Source organism: Vibrio hippocampi, from assembly GCF_921292975.1.
Taxonomy (GTDB): domain Bacteria; phylum Pseudomonadota; class Gammaproteobacteria; order Enterobacterales; family Vibrionaceae; genus Vibrio; species Vibrio hippocampi.
Map to the genome: position 1 here is coordinate 1,412,548 of NZ_CAKLCM010000003.1, position 16,113 is coordinate 1,428,660.

At 47.4% G+C, this 16,113-nt stretch carries 18 protein-coding genes; 1 reads left to right on the forward strand and 17 read right to left on the reverse strand.

The window, feature by feature from the left end; all coding sequences use genetic code 11:
* The 16 genes from phnM to L9Q39_RS19435 all read right to left on the reverse strand — a co-directional run bounded on the left by phnM (position 1) and on the right by L9Q39_RS19435 (position 13,825).
* A complete protein-coding gene (gene phnM / locus L9Q39_RS19360) occupies positions 1–1,134 on the reverse strand; it encodes an alpha-D-ribose 1-methylphosphonate 5-triphosphate diphosphatase (protein WP_237486791.1) in 1,134 nt (377 codons plus the stop codon).
* The gene (gene phnL, locus L9Q39_RS19365; RefSeq protein ID WP_237487088.1) at positions 1,131–1,850 is read right to left on the reverse strand and encodes a phosphonate C-P lyase system protein PhnL; all 720 of its coding nucleotides are present in this window, start codon (positions 1,848–1,850) and stop codon (positions 1,131–1,133) included. The genes phnM and phnL overlap by 4 nt, the downstream gene beginning before the upstream one ends.
* A gap of 18 nt (positions 1,851–1,868) precedes the next feature.
* The gene (gene phnK / locus L9Q39_RS19370) at positions 1,869–2,699 is read right to left on the reverse strand and encodes a phosphonate C-P lyase system protein PhnK (RefSeq protein ID WP_237486792.1); all 831 of its coding nucleotides are present in this window, start codon (positions 2,697–2,699) and stop codon (positions 1,869–1,871) included.
* Positions 2,699–3,592 (reverse strand): alpha-D-ribose 1-methylphosphonate 5-phosphate C-P-lyase PhnJ, encoded by an 894-nt coding sequence (locus L9Q39_RS19375; protein ID WP_237486794.1) that lies wholly within the window; start codon positions 3,590–3,592, stop codon positions 2,699–2,701. Before L9Q39_RS19375 ends, phnK begins: the two co-directional genes overlap by 1 nt.
* Complete coding sequence (locus tag L9Q39_RS19380) at positions 3,589–4,671, reverse strand: carbon-phosphorus lyase complex subunit (protein WP_237486796.1); 1,083 nt, start codon at positions 4,669–4,671, stop codon at positions 3,589–3,591. The genes L9Q39_RS19375 and L9Q39_RS19380 overlap by 4 nt, the downstream gene beginning before the upstream one ends.
* Positions 4,662–5,276: a phosphonate C-P lyase system protein PhnH gene (gene phnH / locus L9Q39_RS19385; protein WP_237486799.1), complete on the reverse strand. Its 615-nt coding sequence runs from the start codon at positions 5,274–5,276 to the stop codon at positions 4,662–4,664. Before phnH ends, L9Q39_RS19380 begins: the two co-directional genes overlap by 10 nt.
* A gap of 22 nt (positions 5,277–5,298) precedes the next feature.
* Positions 5,299–5,745: a phosphonate C-P lyase system protein PhnG gene (gene phnG, locus L9Q39_RS19390; protein ID WP_237486800.1), complete on the reverse strand. Its 447-nt coding sequence runs from the start codon at positions 5,743–5,745 to the stop codon at positions 5,299–5,301.
* Positions 5,746–5,749: 4 nt separating this feature from the next.
* On the reverse strand, positions 5,750–6,445 hold the full coding sequence (gene phnF, locus L9Q39_RS19395) for a phosphonate metabolism transcriptional regulator PhnF (RefSeq protein WP_237486802.1): 696 nt from the start codon (positions 6,443–6,445) through the stop codon (positions 5,750–5,752).
* A 576-nt stretch (positions 6,446–7,021) separates the two neighbouring features.
* Complete coding sequence (phnE, locus tag L9Q39_RS19400) at positions 7,022–7,912, reverse strand: phosphonate ABC transporter, permease protein PhnE (protein WP_237486804.1); 891 nt, start codon at positions 7,910–7,912, stop codon at positions 7,022–7,024.
* The gene (gene phnE / locus L9Q39_RS19405) at positions 7,912–8,787 is read right to left on the reverse strand and encodes a phosphonate ABC transporter, permease protein PhnE (protein ID WP_237486806.1); all 876 of its coding nucleotides are present in this window, start codon (positions 8,785–8,787) and stop codon (positions 7,912–7,914) included. Before phnE (L9Q39_RS19405) ends, phnE (L9Q39_RS19400) begins: the two co-directional genes overlap by 1 nt.
* A 123-nt stretch (positions 8,788–8,910) precedes the next feature.
* Positions 8,911–9,834 carry a phosphonate ABC transporter substrate-binding protein gene (gene phnD / locus L9Q39_RS19410; RefSeq protein ID WP_237486808.1) on the reverse strand — a complete coding sequence of 308 codons (924 nt, stop codon included), beginning with the start codon at positions 9,832–9,834 and terminating at the stop codon, positions 8,911–8,913.
* A 67-nt stretch (positions 9,835–9,901) separates the two neighbouring features.
* Entirely contained in the window at positions 9,902–10,741 is an 840-nt protein-coding gene (gene phnC / locus L9Q39_RS19415) for a phosphonate ABC transporter ATP-binding protein (RefSeq protein ID WP_237486810.1), read from the reverse strand.
* A 299-nt stretch (positions 10,742–11,040) separates the two neighbouring features.
* Positions 11,041–11,385 (reverse strand): YajD family HNH nuclease, encoded by a 345-nt coding sequence (locus L9Q39_RS19420; RefSeq protein ID WP_237486812.1) that lies wholly within the window; start codon positions 11,383–11,385, stop codon positions 11,041–11,043.
* Between the two features lie 79 nt (positions 11,386–11,464).
* Complete coding sequence (locus tag L9Q39_RS19425) at positions 11,465–12,523, reverse strand: alcohol dehydrogenase family protein (RefSeq protein ID WP_237486814.1); 1,059 nt, start codon at positions 12,521–12,523, stop codon at positions 11,465–11,467.
* Between the two features lies 1 nt (position 12,524).
* On the reverse strand, positions 12,525–13,067 hold the full coding sequence (locus tag L9Q39_RS19430; protein ID WP_237486815.1) for a TetR/AcrR family transcriptional regulator: 543 nt from the start codon (positions 13,065–13,067) through the stop codon (positions 12,525–12,527).
* Positions 13,068–13,237: 170 nt separating this feature from the next.
* Entirely contained in the window at positions 13,238–13,825 is a 588-nt protein-coding gene (locus L9Q39_RS19435; protein WP_354004661.1) for a GNAT family N-acetyltransferase, read from the reverse strand.
* 233 nt (positions 13,826–14,058) lie between these two features.
* Between L9Q39_RS19435 and L9Q39_RS19440 the strand changes: the two genes are divergently transcribed.
* Positions 14,059–14,493, forward strand: a complete 435-nt coding sequence (locus L9Q39_RS19440; RefSeq protein WP_237486817.1) for a GNAT family N-acetyltransferase — start codon at positions 14,059–14,061, stop codon at positions 14,491–14,493.
* 133 nt (positions 14,494–14,626) lie between these two features.
* On the opposite strand, the gene L9Q39_RS19445 is transcribed toward L9Q39_RS19440, so the two are convergent.
* A complete protein-coding gene (locus L9Q39_RS19445) occupies positions 14,627–16,042 on the reverse strand; it encodes a c-type cytochrome (protein WP_237486819.1) in 1,416 nt (471 codons plus the stop codon).
* Between the last annotated feature and the right edge of the window lie 71 nt (positions 16,043–16,113).

A 16,113-nucleotide genomic window follows, 5' to 3' on the forward strand; every position in this document is an offset into this window, starting at 1 on the left:
TTAGAACACCTTTTTACCCTGACGCCAAACACGATCAACCAGCGGATGACCATCAACCATTCTCGCCAGCACTAAGTCGGCTCGCTTGCCTTCGCTAATCAGACCACGGTCGTTCAATTTTAAGACTTCCGCCGGGTTCTTCGTCACCAAATGCACGGCTTGTGGCAAGGTTAGACTGTTTCGTTCATCTTCCGCCAATTTATACACCCCTTCTAACAAGCTAATCGGGTAATAATCAGAAGACAGAATATCCAGTACTCCCAATGAAGCCAGTTCATGGGCTGCCACATTGCCTGAGTGTGAACCACCCCGCACAACATTGGGCGCTCCCATCAACACCTTTAAGCCGAGTTCATGGGATTTCTTCGCCGCTTCTACCGTGGTCGGAAATTCAGCAATCGTCATGCCCAACTGTTTGGATTCCAACACATGCTCAATAGTGGCGTCATCGTGACTGGCGGTAGAAATGCCACGTTGGTGACACTGGCGACAAATCTCGTTTCTGTGTTTCTCAGAATAGGTTTGCGACAAGGCAACCTGTTTGCTTTCATACGCTGCCATTTCGCTATCAGAGAGGTTATGTTTCCCTTGATAATAGATTCGGTATTTCTCCACATCGACAAACTGGCGCTGACCCGGCGCATGATCCATGAGCGAGACAAGCTGCACTTGAGGGTAATCAACAAAGCGCTCAAACAGTTCTAGTGTGCTGGCATGAGGCACTTCGCAGCGCAAATGCAGTCGGTGGTCGATACGGGTCAGGTTACGTCTTTGACTCTCCACCACCGTATTGATAAATAGATCCAGATCGGTCTTGCGTTTCTCGTCGCTAAAATCCCCCAGAGCCACGGCGTCCAGTACCGTTGTGATACCCGAGCCGACCAGTTGAGTATCATGAGCACTCATGGCTGAGAATGGTGGCCAATCCACTTTCGGGCGTGGCGTAAAGTAGTGTTCCAGATTATCGGTATGCAGCTCAATAAAGCCGGGCATCAACAGACCATTTTCGCCATCGTAGGCGCCCGATACTTGACTCGGTGTGTCTGACATACTGGCAATTTTGCCGTCACGTAGCTCTAGCGATCCTTTGACCACTTCGTTTTCTAAAACGAGATTCACATTGGTGATAATCATGCTGCACTCTCCTGACTGGTGCATGCTGGCGTTGACTTCTTCACATCATAAAGACGGTCTGCGACCTGATTACGCGTTTCCTCATCATGGAAAATACCGACAATCGCAGCCCCACGTGACTTGGCTTCGGCAATCAGCCCAACCACTACCGCACTATTGGTGGCATCTAAAGAGGCTGTCGGCTCATCAAGCAACAAGATGGGATAATCGACAATAAAGCCGCGAGCAATATTAACCCTTTGTTGCTCACCACCAGAGAAGGTCGCCGGAGCGAGATCCCAAAGGTGGGCAGGCACATTTAAACGAGTTAATAAATCCTCAGCTTTCGCCTTGGCGGCTTCGCAGCAACCGCCCATCTCGATCATGGGCTGCATCACCACTTCACGGGCACTGATACGAGGAATAACGCGCAAAAACTGACTGACCCAACCGATGGTGTGTTTACGCACATTGATAATGTCTCTTGGCTGCGCGGTAGCAAGATTGACCCAATGACCTTGATGCACGACTTCAATATCACCCGCATCCACCAAGTAATTGGCGTATAGCGCTCGTAGCAAGGTCGATTTTCCGGAGCCAGAGCGTCCATTTAATACCACACACTCACCGCTAGCGACCGAAAATGATGCGTTTTCCAATACGTTGATCTTGGCACCACTCTGGTTGTGCAACACAAATGTCTTGCTGACATTGGTTACGTTAATTTTTGTTTCCATTGACATTGTGAGGGTTCCCTAGTTTTGCAGTACTGACGAAACAAGAAGCTGAGTGTAAGGATGCTGAGGATCATCTAATACCTGATCGGTTAATCCTGTCTCCACCACTTCACTACGACGCATCACCATAAGACGGTGCGCAAGCAGACGCGCCACCGCTAAGTCATGAGTCACGATAATCACCGCGAGATTCAATTCCGTGACCAAGCGGCGTAGCAGGTCTAGCAACTTAGCCTGTACCGACACATCAAGTCCTCCGGTTGGCTCATCCATAAAGATCAACTTTGGATGGGTGACCAAGTTACGCGCAATTTGCAGACGCTGCTGCATACCGCCGGAAAAGGTCGTCGGCATATCGTCAATACGGTCAAGTGGGATCTCAACATCGGTCAACCATTGGCTCGCTTGCTGGCGAATATCACCATAATGACGCTGTCCTACCGCCATCAAGCGTTCACCAATATTGCCGCCCGCAGACACACGGCTGCGCAAACCATCCATGGGATGTTGATGCACTACGCCCCATTCGGTACGCAGCAATTGGCGACGCTGGCTTTCGGCCATGTCGTAAAGGCTTTCCAGTTGCGCCAGTTGATCGCTGTCTGTGCCTTTCACATAGATCACGCTGCCACTGTCCGGCGCTTGGCGACCCGACAGTGATTTCAGTAAGGTACTTTTTCCCGAACCAGATTCACCGACGATGCCTAGCACCTCACCGGGGTAAATGTCGAAAGACACATTGCTAAACCCTTTACCCGGCGCATATAACTTGGTCAGTTCGCGCACTGAAAGTAACGGCTGTTCAATCTGTGTGTCGTTATTCTCTACGACTTGCTGTAACACACTCATTATTGGCACTCCTCAGCCAAGAGCCCTTGCTCTTGTTGGCGTTCGCCACAGTAATCGGTATCTGAGCAAACAAACATATGACTTCCCTTATCATCCATAACCACTTCATCTAGGAAGGTATCTTCCGCACCGCAAATCGCGCATGCTTGATCCCATTTCTGTACCTCAAATGGGTGGTCATCAAAGTCCAAACTCTTCACTTGAGTAAACGGTGGAATGGCGTAAATGCGCTTCTCTCGCCCCGCGCCAAATAGTTGCAGAGCAGCCATATTGTCCATCTTTGGATTATCAAACTTTGGAATCGGTGACGGATCCATAATGTAGCGATCGTTGACGCGCACCGGATAACCGTATGAAGTGGCGATATGACCAAAACGAGCGATATCTTCATACAATTTCACATGCATGATTCCGTACTCTTCCAACGCATGCATCTTGCGCGTTTCGGTTTCACGAGGCTCGATAAAACGCAGCGGTTCAGGGATCGGCACCTGATAAACTAGGATCTGATCTTTTTTCAGCGCCACTTCTGGAATACGGTGGCGCGTCTGAATGATGGACGCATCCACCGTTTTCTCTGTCGTGTTGGCGTTCGCCACCGACTTAAAGAACTCACGGATTGAAACCGCATTGGTGGTATCGTCCGCCCCTTGGTCGATCACTTTCAACGTGTCCGTCTCGCCGATGATCGCCGCGGTCACTTGCACGCCACCCGTGCCCCAGCCGTATGGCATTGGCATCTCGCGACCGCCAAACGGCACCTGATAACCCGGAATAGCCACGGCTTTGAGTAACGCGCGACGAATCATTCGTTTAGTCTGCTCGTCCAGATAGCCATAGTTGTAGCCACTTACCCCTTGGGCATGGGATGTTGGTATTTGATTGGCACTCATGATTTTTGCTCCTGCATCAATTCTTCATGCTCTTTATGCATCTTGCGAAGCAACTCAAGTTCTGATTGAAAATCCACGTAATGAGGAAGTTTTAGGTGAGAAACAAAGCCCGCAGCTTCAACATTGTCCGAATGAGAAAGTACAAATTCTTCATCTTGCGCCGGTCCATCGACGGCTTCGTCATACTCGGGAGCTTGTAGAGAGCGATCCACCAAGGCCATCGACATCGCTTTACGCTCAGTGGCGCCAAACGTTAAGCCGTAACCTCGCGTCAATTTTGCTTTCTCCGTTTTGCTGCCAACAAAGCCATTCACCATCTGACACTCGGTCAACTCAATTTCACCGATATCAATGGCAAAACCCAACTCCTCCGGTATCAACGACAAGGTGCAATGACCCGTGCGAATTTCACCGGCAAAGGGGTGATTACGACCATAACCACGCTGAGTCGAATAACCTAACGCCAATAAGAATCCTTCATCACCACGCACCAAGTTTTGCAGTCGGGCACTGCGGTCACAGGGGTAGTTCACTGGATTCAAGGTGATGTCTTCTGGTACTTGTTGGTTATCTTGTTCCTGTTGCATCAAATCGAGATGCTCCAAGATCCCCATCACTTGCGGGCAAGGTTCCATCGCTTCATCCGCCTTTGGCACTTGAGGTGTTTCGCCCTCAGCCAACAAAGCAAAATCCAATAGACGATGGGTATAATCGTAAGTGGGACCCAACACCTGACCGCCGGGAAGATCTTTATAGGTGGCGGAAATACGACGCTCGATACGCATTTCGCTGGTATTAACGGGTTCAGACACAGCCAAACGCGACAAGGTGGTACGATAAGCTCGTAACAAGAAGATCGCCTCAACCAGATCACCACTCGCCTGTTTAACAGCAAGCGCGGCTAATTCTCTGTCATAGATACCGCCCTCGGTCATGACACGGTCAACACTGCCCGCCAATTGCTGCTCAATTTGTGCGACCGAAAGCTCTGCCAATGAGGTATCACCTCTGCGTTTCTTTGCTTGCAGTTGATGAGCACAGCTGATCGCTTTCTCACCCCCTTTAACCGCTACATACATGGCATCACCTTCACTTTTGTTGTGCGTGGAATAGCAACCACTTGGCGCTGGCTAACCAGAATCAAATCAATGCCAAGTGGGAACGGGAATCGCTCCTGACGCTGTTGTAAAAACTGAATAAACTCAGCCGGAGCGCCGCCTAACTCAAGGGAGTGACTGCGCTCGATACCCGGACCACTCAAAGAGACGGTCTGCCCCATCATTTGATCTTCGATTTCGACAACGACAGTGGTCGATTGATCGGGATACTCTTCCGTGCCGAGGTTAAACACGGCAGATTGCCAATCAAACGTGGCGATATCTACCGCAGAGATAACGGCAAAAGCAGATTGCTCGCACGATGTCGTCAGCGGAGAGCCACAATAGAATCGCAGATTGTCGACAACGGCATCTTGCGTTAACAAGCTTGGTGATAGCCAAATCGGTGTGGCATTGTCGGCCATAGTCAGAAGTAGTTGCGAGGTTGCGCTGTGCATCGTTCCAAAGCCTTCACAGCGATCCAGCGACACTTTCTGTCCTGGCTCAGACATGGCTTTTAACAGCTGTCTAAAGCAATGTTGGCTGTCATGAACCGCATCAGAAAATGCGGTAGTGATGGTGGTCATTATTCTATCCCTAAATTAGTTATTAGTCTTCGCCGCGAACCATGGTAAAGAAGTCCACTTTGCTGCTCGCAACCTCTTTCGCACGTTGTTGGTCTCGCTCTTGCTTGATGGCGGCGAGAGGCTCAATCAGCGTGCTGGTAAGCGACTCGTGAAAACGTTGGGTCTGTAGCAACCCATCGATCACAGCGGCTAACTCAGCGTGCGCTTTGTTGCGCCCTTGCAAGTAGCTATATCCCATCTCGCCCGAACTCAGCTTTACCACGGCTCGGGTTAATGTGGTGTCACCCATATTGAAGCTGCGCCCAGTGCCTCCCATACGGGCACGAACCTGCGCCAACCCCATTTCTGGTTGACGAATAATTTGATAGTCAGCCTCGATCTGCTGTTGCAGCCAAAGGCGTTCCAAGTCGCCGAATTGACTTTGTGCCAGTACAGACATCCAAGTTGATCGCTCGGTCACAGTCGTCATTAAATTAATGCTCCATTAAGATTTCAGTTGCATCGGAACGGCTGTTGGAGCTTGACAATTCGGCCACAACAGAGGTTCCTTTGATTAGGTTTTTGGTGTTCACTTTTAAAATCGGTGTCGTGTTATCTATCTGCAATAGTTTGCACTCTTCATTGGTTGGCATCTTCGCGCCCACACGGGTCTCTTTACGAATCAACTCAATATCCAAACCTCGCTTGATAAACTCGTGCAGTGAGCCGTTTTGATAATTCTTCAAAATGCTCCACCATTCGATCTGCGACAAATAATGGTCAATCACAGTACGTGGAATATCTTCGGTGCGTCTTAGGGTGCGGATATGAATGATCTTTGCCCCTTCCGTGACACCCAAATGACGCGCTATTTTTGTCGGCGCGGCGATAATGCGATTCGAGATCACCTCACTTCTTGGTCTCGCTCCTTGCTCTAGCAAGTTTTTAGTGAAGTGAGCGCCGGAATGAATGCGATACTCGCTAGGTTGACGCACAACCATGTTGCCTTTGCCTTGCTGACGCTGAACCATACCGCTGGTCACCAGCTCATCAATCGCTCTGCGTAGCGTGTGTCGATTGACCTCAAAACGCTTGGCCAATTGACCTTCTGAGGGTAGATAATCGCCAGGCTGATACTGCTGCTTGACTTCATTTTCTAGCACTTGGGCGATATCTAAGTAGACTGGCATGATTCAACTCTCCGTTTTGCTTATCCCGAACCTGTCTAGACAAGTTTGGACACTTTCCTTATGCCAATAGACATCTTTACCAGTGATAAGCGGTGATAAATAAAGCAGCAATAACAACAATTAACTAACGGTTATTAACTGCTTGGTTTATGTAGGTTACTTTGACCAAGATTTATGACGCTAACATGTCGTTTTTCTTGCATATTTGTCATGAAAACGGATAGGGGATGACTTATATAGATAAGTTAAGTGATTGATTTTATGAGATTAAAGTTAATTGCACGCCAAGCTTGTATAGACATGTATAGCGTCGATATTCACAAACTGTTGATAATCAATTTTGCTGTCGAGTGTGGACGAAAAACGGCAAATAACCCGCACAACAAAAAGCCCATGCAAACATAAGATTGCATGGGCTGTGTTTTCGAAATTATTTTCGACATGACTGCTGGCGCGATCATCCCCTTTTGGCGTAACGCAAGCCGGATGAAGCGGCTAATGATTCCGCTGCTGGCTATTCAACTGCTGACCTCTACTGAGCCAATCATTAATAACCAATAGCTAATAAACCGATCGCTAAGGCTGTGCCTTCAACTGCGGCTTAGTCTGTTCATAGACTTTGATTTGCTCACCAATGATGTACTTGTGACGCAATATACTCGACACCTTATCCAGCACCATAATGATCGCCACCAGAACCAGTGTAATAAAGGTCACGACGTCCCAGTTCCAGAGGCGCATATTCTCTGCGTAAACTAAGCCGATACCTCCCGCGCCCACGAAACCCAGTACCGCCGCTGAGCGCGTATTAGATTCCAACTGATAAAGGCTGAGCGCTAAGAATGTGGGAAACGACTGGGTAAAAATACCAAAACGATATTTTTGTAAATTAGTCGCACCCAGTGCGGTTAACCCTCGCGTTGGCTTTTTATCTGCCGCCTCATGGCTTTCGGCAAATAACTTACCAAACAGACCCAGATCTTGCACAAATACTGCCATCACACCGGCAAGTGGACCCAAGCCGACTGCTCGTACAAACATCATGCCCCATATCGCCATATCAATGCCGCGCAGCACATCAAACAAGCGGCGCATCAAGGTAGCAACAAAACGGAATGGACCCGTCATCACGTTGCGCGCAGCTAAGAAAGAGAGAGGCAGTGCCACAACCGATGCGGTGAGTGTGCCGCCAAACACAATCGCCAACGTAATGCCGATTTGCGAGAAGTAATAGCCAAATGGCCAGTTCCAGAAATCTTTCCAGATAAACATATGCAGAAAATAACTGCCGATCTTCTCGTTGCCCATGGCGAACTGTTCTGCGCTCACTCCAAAGTGAGCAAAGAAGATCAAGTAGTAAGCCACCACAACCACAGCAGCTAATCCAACACGCCCCAGATAACGATTCTGCTGCGCGAAAATTTCTTTATTATCTTGCTCAATCTGAGCCAAAGTACCTGCTGTCATTACCTAACATCTCCACTAATGACTTTCTTTCTCAACATCCCAGAGAGCACATCAATAATCGCGACCACCAAAATAATCAGCATCAGAGTAATACTCACTTGGTCATGGCGACCGAGGCTAATATTGGTCATCAATTCTTGTCCGATACCGCCCGCGCCCACTAAACCAAGAATGGTCGATGAACGGAAGTTAATCTCAAAACGCAAAAAGACGTAGGAGAGCACAATCGGTTTTACCTGAGGCCAGAATGCAAAACGAATACGCTGCACCGGCGTTGCACCACTTGACGTTAAGCCTCTGATCGGCTTATCGGAAATGGTTTCAATCGACTCGTAAAATAGCTTGGTCAAGCTGCCCACCGTATGCAAAGCCAGCGCCACAAAACCGGGAAAGGTTCCCACGCCATAAGCCATAACAAACATCACCGCCCAAGCTAACTCTGGCATGGTGCGTAAAAACGCCACAAAGGAGCGAACCGCCACTCTGACTGGCGCAGGCGCATAGCCATTATTTGCCGCCAAAAAAGCCAATACAATCGCGATACACGCAGACACGAGCGTCGCTGCCATCGCCACATTGATGGTTTCCCATAGCAACGGCACCTGAATATGAAGTCTGTAACCCCAATACACCAAAGAGCCTGGTACCGCTCTTCCTGCCTCATCACGACCGGCGAACAGTGTATCCCATGACAGGTTAGGCAAAGTGTCATAAATGTAATCAAAGAAAGCAGGGGCATTAGTGATGATTTTGCTAACACTAAATTCGGCATAATGGCCAGACAACAGATAAAGCGCCATAAATAACGAAGACCACATAAAGGCATCGACTTTCTGCTTACGTCGTATCTGTCCGTAATATTGTTCAAACTGCATGATAAGAACCAGTGAATATGTATTGAGTGTAGAAACGAGAACTCGCTCGTGAGGTCATGTCAGAAGACATACAATGAAATGGCAAATGGCAGTCCGAAAGCTCGGACCGCCATCAAACTCAAGTTAGCGTTGAGCAAACTTAGTGGCTTTTACCAGGTCGATAATTGACTGATATTCCGCAACACTTGTTTCAGCAAGGTGCAGTTGACCGCCCGCCGCTTTTGCGAAACATGCGTTATCTTCTTTATCTAGTTTTTTCACTGCCGCAACCAGTTTATCTTTAAACTCTGGGTCAAGAGAGTTGCTGACGATAGTCGGACCATTGGCAATCAGTGGCGACTTCCAGATGATGCGGATCTTGTTCATCAAATCAGCGTCGTGCTCCATATAGCGACGAAGTGCGCCAGCAGAATAGCCTTCACTCTCTTCACCGACCAAAGACGCCCATGTTACTGCGGCATCAAACTGACCATTCAACACGCCAACAATGTCTTGCTCATGACCGCCAGAAAACGTGACCGACTCAAAGAAGTCATTGTATTTGTTATCCATATTGCCACCTAGCGATTGCTCCAACTGGTTGTTTGGAATCAGGTAGCCAGAGGTTGAGTTTGGATCAGCAAACGAAAATGCCTGTCCTTTCAAATCTTCAATCGAGTGATAAGGGCTGTCTGCTTTGACCAAAATAACCGAGTGATAACCACGAGAGTTATCGGTGTTGTCAGTAGTAATACCAACGAGGTCTACAGCGTTTGGATCGTTCAGGTATATCTCAGCATAAGACTTTGGCGACATATTGATCACAAGGTCAATTTTCTTACCCAGTAGACCTTGAATGACCGCGTTGTAGTCGCTTGAGTTACGGATATTCGTTTTCACACCCAGCTCAGCATTTAAAAAGTCTGCCACACATTGGTTATCACCAATTTGGTCTGCCGCGTTTTGACCGCCAAGAATACCTAGGTTAATTTCTTCCGGAGCCGCCGCTTGAGTATTAAATGAGATAGCTGCCGCGAGTGCCAGACCTGTAGTAAGTAGCTTTTTCATGTTAGTTCCTAATCGTATTTATTCTGTTCACATCATTGTGATTTTGCTAAAAAGTTTACAAAGGCGATCAGTCAAGCTGATCAATTTCATCACCATATAGCTGGTGTAAAATGGTTTCGGTCAGTCCTGATGGGTGTCCATCGTAGATAACCTTGCCTTTTTCTAGGCCAATGACTCGGGTGCAATATTGCTGCACCAGTTCAATTGAATGGAGATTCACCATCACAGCGATTCCGTCATCGCTGACTTTCTGCAGCGCTTCCATAATTCTGGTGGTGTTCTTGGGATCAAGTGAGGCAACCGGTTCGTCGGCAAGCAGAATTTTTGGGTTCTGCATCAAGGCACGACAGATAGCAACACGCTGTTGCTGACCGCCAGAAAGATTTTCGGCACGTTGCAGCGCATATGGCAGCATGTTGAGCCATTTAAGCAACGAGATCGCTTTAGCTTTGTCTTGCTTACTAAAGACTTTAAACAGTGATTTGATGGTTGAGGTATGACTCAAACGACCTAACAGCACATTCGAAATGACATCCAAACGCGGCACTAAGCAGAAGTCCTGGAAGATCATGCCACAGTGAGTACGCCAAGCGCGTAGTTCTTTACGTGTCATCGTCAACACATCATCGGTGGTGTTGTCACGGTGGACGTTAAGGATCTTGCCGCTGGTGGCTGGTATAGTCCCGTTTAACGTGTGCAATAACGTGGATTTACCTGCACCAGAGCGACCAATCACGGCAACAAATTCCCCGGCACGTAGCTCTAGACTGATCCCGTTAAGGACGACTTTCCCTTCTTGATATGACTTGGTCAGCTTGTCTACCGCAAGTACTTTACGACCTGGGTTAGCATTGCAAGCTTCCGTTGCGTCATTATCAATAATCAGCTCAGGCGCGATCATGGCCATGTCTGTTCTCCAATCCAACAATATATAAATTAATGGTTATTAGAACGGAGAAGTTTTAACTATTTTGGATAGTTTTATGACTAAACGGTGAACATCTCATCTAGACAAGCAGAAAGTGACCTAGACCAGATTTTGGTTGCTCAAAAGTTAGCCCACAACACAAACATCAAGATGGGAAACTGAGGGGTTGCACAATAAAACACACCCAAGTCATAGACTTGGGTGTTGGGTTGGTGGGTATTGAGTGCTGGGTATTTGAATATAAGGGTACTTGAATATATTGCTATTTGAATATATTGCTATTTCTTTATCATGTTAGCGAGATCAGCAAACGGGTTGTAGGTTGCCCCTTGGTGGTTGTCTTCCCCCGGCTTCACTTCACTGCCATAGCGCTCATGCTCAAGGTATTTACTGTGTTCGTGGTCGTGACAGTAAAGACATAACAATTCCCAGTTGCTTCCATCTTCAGGGTTATTGGTATGGTCGTGATCTTTATGATGCACGGTCAATTCACGCAAATTAGAATAGACAAACTCTCTAGCACAATTGCCACACACCCAAGGATAAAGTTTTAGTGCTTTTTCACGATAATCCGATTCTTTACGAGCGTAAGCTGCACTGGTTCCGTAATAATCTGACGCCATATTTCCGATTCCATCAATAGTAATAACTGAGCAGATGCTAGCATATTCGAGCATCCTAAAAAGTGACCGAGATTAAGCCTTACTCTGCATCAACCCTCAGCACCAGTTTACCTACGTGCTGTTTGTCTCCAAAAGCGTGTTGTGCCAGTGCAATATCTTTTAAAGCAAAGCTCTGAGCAACCAATGGCTTAATTTTCCCCTGTTCGATACGCGTGACCAAATTGGCAAACACTTGAGGAAGTAGCACGGTACAACCCAATAGTGATAGGTCCTTTAGATACAGGCTTCTCACATCAAGGTTCACCATTGCGCCGCCAATAGCCCCAGCAACCGCATAACGACCAAACGGCTTCATCACATCCAATAGCTCAGGCCACTGATTGCCCGCCACCAGATCAACCACCACATCGACATGGTTGTGACCTAAAGCCTCGATAAGATTGTCACCGCGATTGATGACCTGATCTGCTCCTAACTGCATCAATAACTCACGTTTGCTTTCACTGGTTACAGCGATCACCGTAGCGCCACGCGCCTTTGCCAACTGAACCGCAGCCGAACCAACACCGCCTGAAGCGCCGGTCACTAAAACCGTCTCGCCACGTTGAACATCAGCACGAGTGAGCATGTTTTCTGCCGTTGAATAAGAGCAAGGAAATGAGGCGAGTTCAACATCAGACAACGCCGTTTCAATTCTGTAGGCATGCTTGGCAGCCACTTTGGTATATTCCGCAAAGCCACCATCGCATTCGGAACCAAAATACCAAGCCTGAGCAAGCGCTTCACCATTACCCTCTTGCAGACATGGCTCAATAATCACTCTTTCTCCGATACGGTTTGAATCGACACCTTCACCCACCGCAACGATATAACCACAGACATCCGCGCCTTGAATTCGAGGGAAGACCAAAGCATTTCCAGACCAAGATGCATCGTCACTGCCATTGTCTGATTTTGAATACCAAGCAGTGCGAGTATTGATATCGGTGTTATTCACCCCTGCCGCGGCGACTTTAATCAACACCTCTCCTTTTAAAGGGACAGGCACTTTAAGGTCATCGCGATACACCAGTTGTTCTGGACCTCCATGGCCGACCAGTTGAACCCCTTTCATGTTTTCAGGAACGGTAAACATCATTTTATGACTCCATAAATATCGTTAAGGCATGATTCGCTTCAACCACAGCGGTTTGACCTAATACAGGCCACGCGGCGGCGATTCCCTCATGAAGTAAAAAAAATTGAGTGGCTAAATCGGCTCGTTGGCTCAGTTGGCCGAGTCGGTCACGGACTTCAAGCTTATGCTTCATTACAACTTGATTAATTTCATTATGATCGGGAAACGCAGCCACTGCGCTCGTTGACATGCATCCATGAGGGGCATTGGTCGACATCCAATGTGCTAGTTTCGAAAAAGTGGCTTGTAACGCCTCGACGCCTTGTTGGTGAATATCTTGCGAGCCACTGTCTTGCGATAAAAACTCAAGATAGCGCACATGACGATGCTCAAGGGCAGCAATAACCATCGCCTCTTTTGACGGGTAGTGTTTATACAGAGTGCGTAGACTGACATTACAGGCATCTTTGAGTTGCGCCACACTCGGATTCGCAAACCCCATCTGACTAAACGCTTGTTCGAGATCAGCAGCAATGGCTTGTTTCAGTGTGTTGTGTTTAAGCATAAGAGACTCATCAGGTAGAATGAATGTTCTACCCTGCAGGGTAGAACAATCATTCTACCCCGTCAATTACAGAGTTTTCGTCGCGGTAGTTTTGCTTGCGTTGTTTTGTTTGGAGAGCGTTATTTTGCTTGCATAGCAGTGCTTCGAACATCGCCTTTTGGCAATAAAAACTAACGTTTCAGTTTTTCGCTAAGATGCTGATTCACGGTAGGCCACTCACTATTAATGATGGAGAACACTACGGTGTCACGGTAGCCACCATTCGCCATTTTTTGGTGCTGACGAAGCACACCATCTTGTTTAGCGCCCAGTCGAGCGATCGCCGTTCGAGACTTCTCATTATGCCAATGTGTACAAAACGCAACAGCAATAGCACCAAGATTTTCAAAGGCATGACGAAGAAGTAACTGCTTACATTCCGTATTAACACTTGAGCGTTGATAAGATTGAGCATACCAAGTATACCCAATTTCCACTCGCTGATTCGCACTATCTGCATTGCAAAAGCGGGTCGTTCCAATCACCGTATCAGTCAATTTATCGATAACCACAAAAGGCAACGCTGTCCCTTGCTGTTGGCTATCCAAAGCCTGTTGAATATACGATTCAATGGTCCTTCCACTAGGCACTGAGGTATACCAGAGATCCCATAACTGACCATCACTGGCCGCGGCAACCAGTGCGGATGCATGCCCCTTTTCTAGTGTCACTAATTTGACCGTTTTTGCTTCTAGTTCAATCGGGTAAAGCCACATCATAACGTCCTTTTTGTTGGCTAATTGCTCACAGAACTTGCAATATATTGCAAGTTCTCACAATAATCTCGGAGAATAAAATCAAGCTCTATATTCATGGCTTGCTATTTTATTTAGGCTTACTTGGCGAGCTATTGACTCTAATCACTATATTTAAAATCTCACTAAATTTAAATGCTCACAATTTAAAGCCTCGATCGTTCATTTAGATTTTCTACCATTTTAAGGTTTCTACCATGCCCATAATTGAATTTTCTTCCGGTGAACTAGATAGCCAATTGCAGCAGCAACTGAGTGCTGGTTTCGACCATCATAGCCAGTTTCAGCAAGCGCCCAGCTATGAGAAGCAACAACTCAATTGGATGCTGCAAGACAGCCAAGGCAAATTGATTGCCGCATTGACTTCTCATTTGCTTTGGGACTGGTTATACATCGATGAACTTTGGGTCGATGACGCGTGCCGTGGCAAGGGAATGGGCAAGAAACTGATGCAGCATGCGGAACAATATGCGCGTAAAGAAAAACTCGCGGGATTGTGGCTCTGGACGCAAAGCTGGCAAGCGCCAACGTTTTACCAGAGCCTAGGGTTTGTTGAATTTAGTCGCTTTGATAATTTTCCTAAAGGACACTATCGCATTGGCTTAAGAAAAACGCTTAACCTCATCGACTAACGGAAGCGGTTAGCATCGAAGGAAACAAAACTCCGATCCCCAACCTCGGTACATAGCTCATGTATATAGCTCAGGCCATTATTCAGACAAAAATCGGGTCGCCCCTAACAATCAGTAATCAATCGCCATTGCGCTAATCTAAAGTACTCAAATACTCAACAATGGCTTGTCTATCCTGTTTGTTTTTTAGACCGGTGTAGCCCATATAAGTCCCGGGGATCAGATCTTTCGGCGACGCTAAAAACTGTTCGATCAATGATTCACTCCAAACTGGATTTTTTGCAGCAAACTCCAACATGGCTTTTGAATAGTTTTGATAACGGTCGTCTGAGGCGACTTTACGCCCGACAATTTGGTTCATGTTAGGGGCAATCGACGAGTTTTCCGAGTGACAAAGCGTACATTGTGAGTAAAGTTGGCGACCACGCTCAATACTGTTCTCTGGTAAGGTGTCGTTACCGCCAGCAGTGTATTTATTGCGTATCGTGAGTAGCGTTTGTGATTGAGAGTCTGTGAGTAGCGCCCTCACTTTAAGCATTGCCTGTGCCTGATCCCATGTCATGCTGGCTTCAATGCCACCGGTTGCTTGACCATACTCTACCACCTTATCTGTGGAGATGGTTTTTCCTTGCTGTGCCGCCTCAAGCGTGCGCATCAACTGTCCGCGCTGCTCAAGAAAGTCGTTAAATTCTGCGATATTATTTTGGGCTGATTGCTGCAACAACGCGTTCTGCTGTTCCGTGAGCAGGCTTCTCACTTCTTTCGCGACCTGACCGCGCTTGATGCCGTGATTCGATGCGATACGCAAACTCACAAAACCAAAGTGCTGACTCGGTTTGCCCACCACCTCAAAATCATTAAACTCTTGATCACCTGTTGACCAACTTAGCAAGCGAGCCGCCAAATTCACCAACTCTTTCTTATCCGCTTTGCTCATTTTAATTTTGCTGCTAGACAGAGATAAATCCTGACCTTTACCGTTAAGATAAGCATCGCGGATCTGATTCAATTGCTGTTTTTGATCGTTATCCAGCGTTTGAATAATCTCGCCTAAGCGCTGAGCAATCACTTGCCCCAGTAACGCCTCATCGGCTCCGTAGGTCTCACCCAAACGGATAAACGCCGCTTCGGAGATCGTTTCTCCTACCAGTAGCCCTTCTAGCGCTCGGTTCATCGCAGAGCGACTGGCAACCGCTTTATTAAATGGCGCTTTTTGTTCTGTAACCAACTCAATCAATATCTCTCTCTGATCACTATCAAGCACCGCAAGGGTATGCTTAGCAACCTGACTACGAGATAAACTGTGCCCACTGGCAACGCGCAGTCCGACAAAACCGAAGTAATTGGCCATGCGTCCCACGGACATATAGTCATTATTGGATGAACTTCCCGTCAACCAAGATAAGGTTCGGGACGCAACGGCATCATTCAGGGCTTTTTCACTGACCTGCATCTGACTGATATCTCGAATCATCTCACTGTCTGCCGCCTGTGAAATCATCGGAGACACTAAGAGAATTAACGCAAATGTGAAGCGACGAATAACCATGTTCTCTCCTATTTATTGAATCAATAAAACCCATCAAGCGAGTGTGCCTTGATAGGCTGGGGTGACATTAA

Excerpts from the sequence above, each read along its gene's own strand:
- phnG (WP_237486800.1), bottom strand. The coding sequence starts at position 5,745 with ATGACGACTGTGACCGAGCGATCAACTTGGATGTCTGTACTGGCACAA.
- phnK (WP_237486792.1), bottom strand. The coding sequence starts at position 2,699 with ATGAGTGTGTTACAGCAAGTCGTAGAGAATAACGACACACAGATTGAA.
- phnD (WP_237486808.1), bottom strand. The coding sequence starts at position 9,834 with ATGAAAAAGCTACTTACTACAGGTCTGGCACTCGCGGCAGCTATCTCA.
- phnH (WP_237486799.1), bottom strand. The coding sequence starts at position 5,276 with ATGACCACCATCACTACCGCATTTTCTGATGCGGTTCATGACAGCCAA.
- L9Q39_RS19420 (WP_237486812.1), bottom strand. The coding sequence starts at position 11,385 with ATGGCGTCAGATTATTACGGAACCAGTGCAGCTTACGCTCGTAAAGAA.
- phnM (WP_237486791.1), bottom strand. The coding sequence starts at position 1,134 with ATGATTATCACCAATGTGAATCTCGTTTTAGAAAACGAAGTGGTCAAA.
- phnC (WP_237486810.1), bottom strand. The coding sequence starts at position 10,741 with ATGGCCATGATCGCGCCTGAGCTGATTATTGATAATGACGCAACGGAA.
- phnL (WP_237487088.1), bottom strand. The coding sequence starts at position 1,850 with ATGGAAACAAAAATTAACGTAACCAATGTCAGCAAGACATTTGTGTTG.
- L9Q39_RS19440 (WP_237486817.1), top strand. The coding sequence starts at position 14,059 with ATGCCCATAATTGAATTTTCTTCCGGTGAACTAGATAGCCAATTGCAG.
- phnE (WP_237486804.1), bottom strand. The coding sequence starts at position 7,912 with ATGACAGCAGGTACTTTGGCTCAGATTGAGCAAGATAATAAAGAAATT.
- phnF (WP_237486802.1), bottom strand. The coding sequence starts at position 6,445 with ATGCCAGTCTACTTAGATATCGCCCAAGTGCTAGAAAATGAAGTCAAG.
- phnE (WP_237486806.1), bottom strand. The coding sequence starts at position 8,787 with ATGCAGTTTGAACAATATTACGGACAGATACGACGTAAGCAGAAAGTC.
- L9Q39_RS19375 (WP_237486794.1), bottom strand. The coding sequence starts at position 3,592 with ATGAGTGCCAATCAAATACCAACATCCCATGCCCAAGGGGTAAGTGGC.
- L9Q39_RS19425 (WP_237486814.1), bottom strand. The coding sequence starts at position 12,523 with ATGATGTTTACCGTTCCTGAAAACATGAAAGGGGTTCAACTGGTCGGC.
- L9Q39_RS19435 (WP_354004661.1), bottom strand. The coding sequence starts at position 13,825 with ATGATGTGGCTTTACCCGATTGAACTAGAAGCAAAAACGGTCAAATTA.
- L9Q39_RS19380 (WP_237486796.1), bottom strand. The coding sequence starts at position 4,671 with ATGTATGTAGCGGTTAAAGGGGGTGAGAAAGCGATCAGCTGTGCTCAT.
- L9Q39_RS19445 (WP_237486819.1), bottom strand. The coding sequence starts at position 16,042 with ATGGTTATTCGTCGCTTCACATTTGCGTTAATTCTCTTAGTGTCTCCG.
- L9Q39_RS19430 (WP_237486815.1), bottom strand. The coding sequence starts at position 13,067 with ATGCTTAAACACAACACACTGAAACAAGCCATTGCTGCTGATCTCGAA.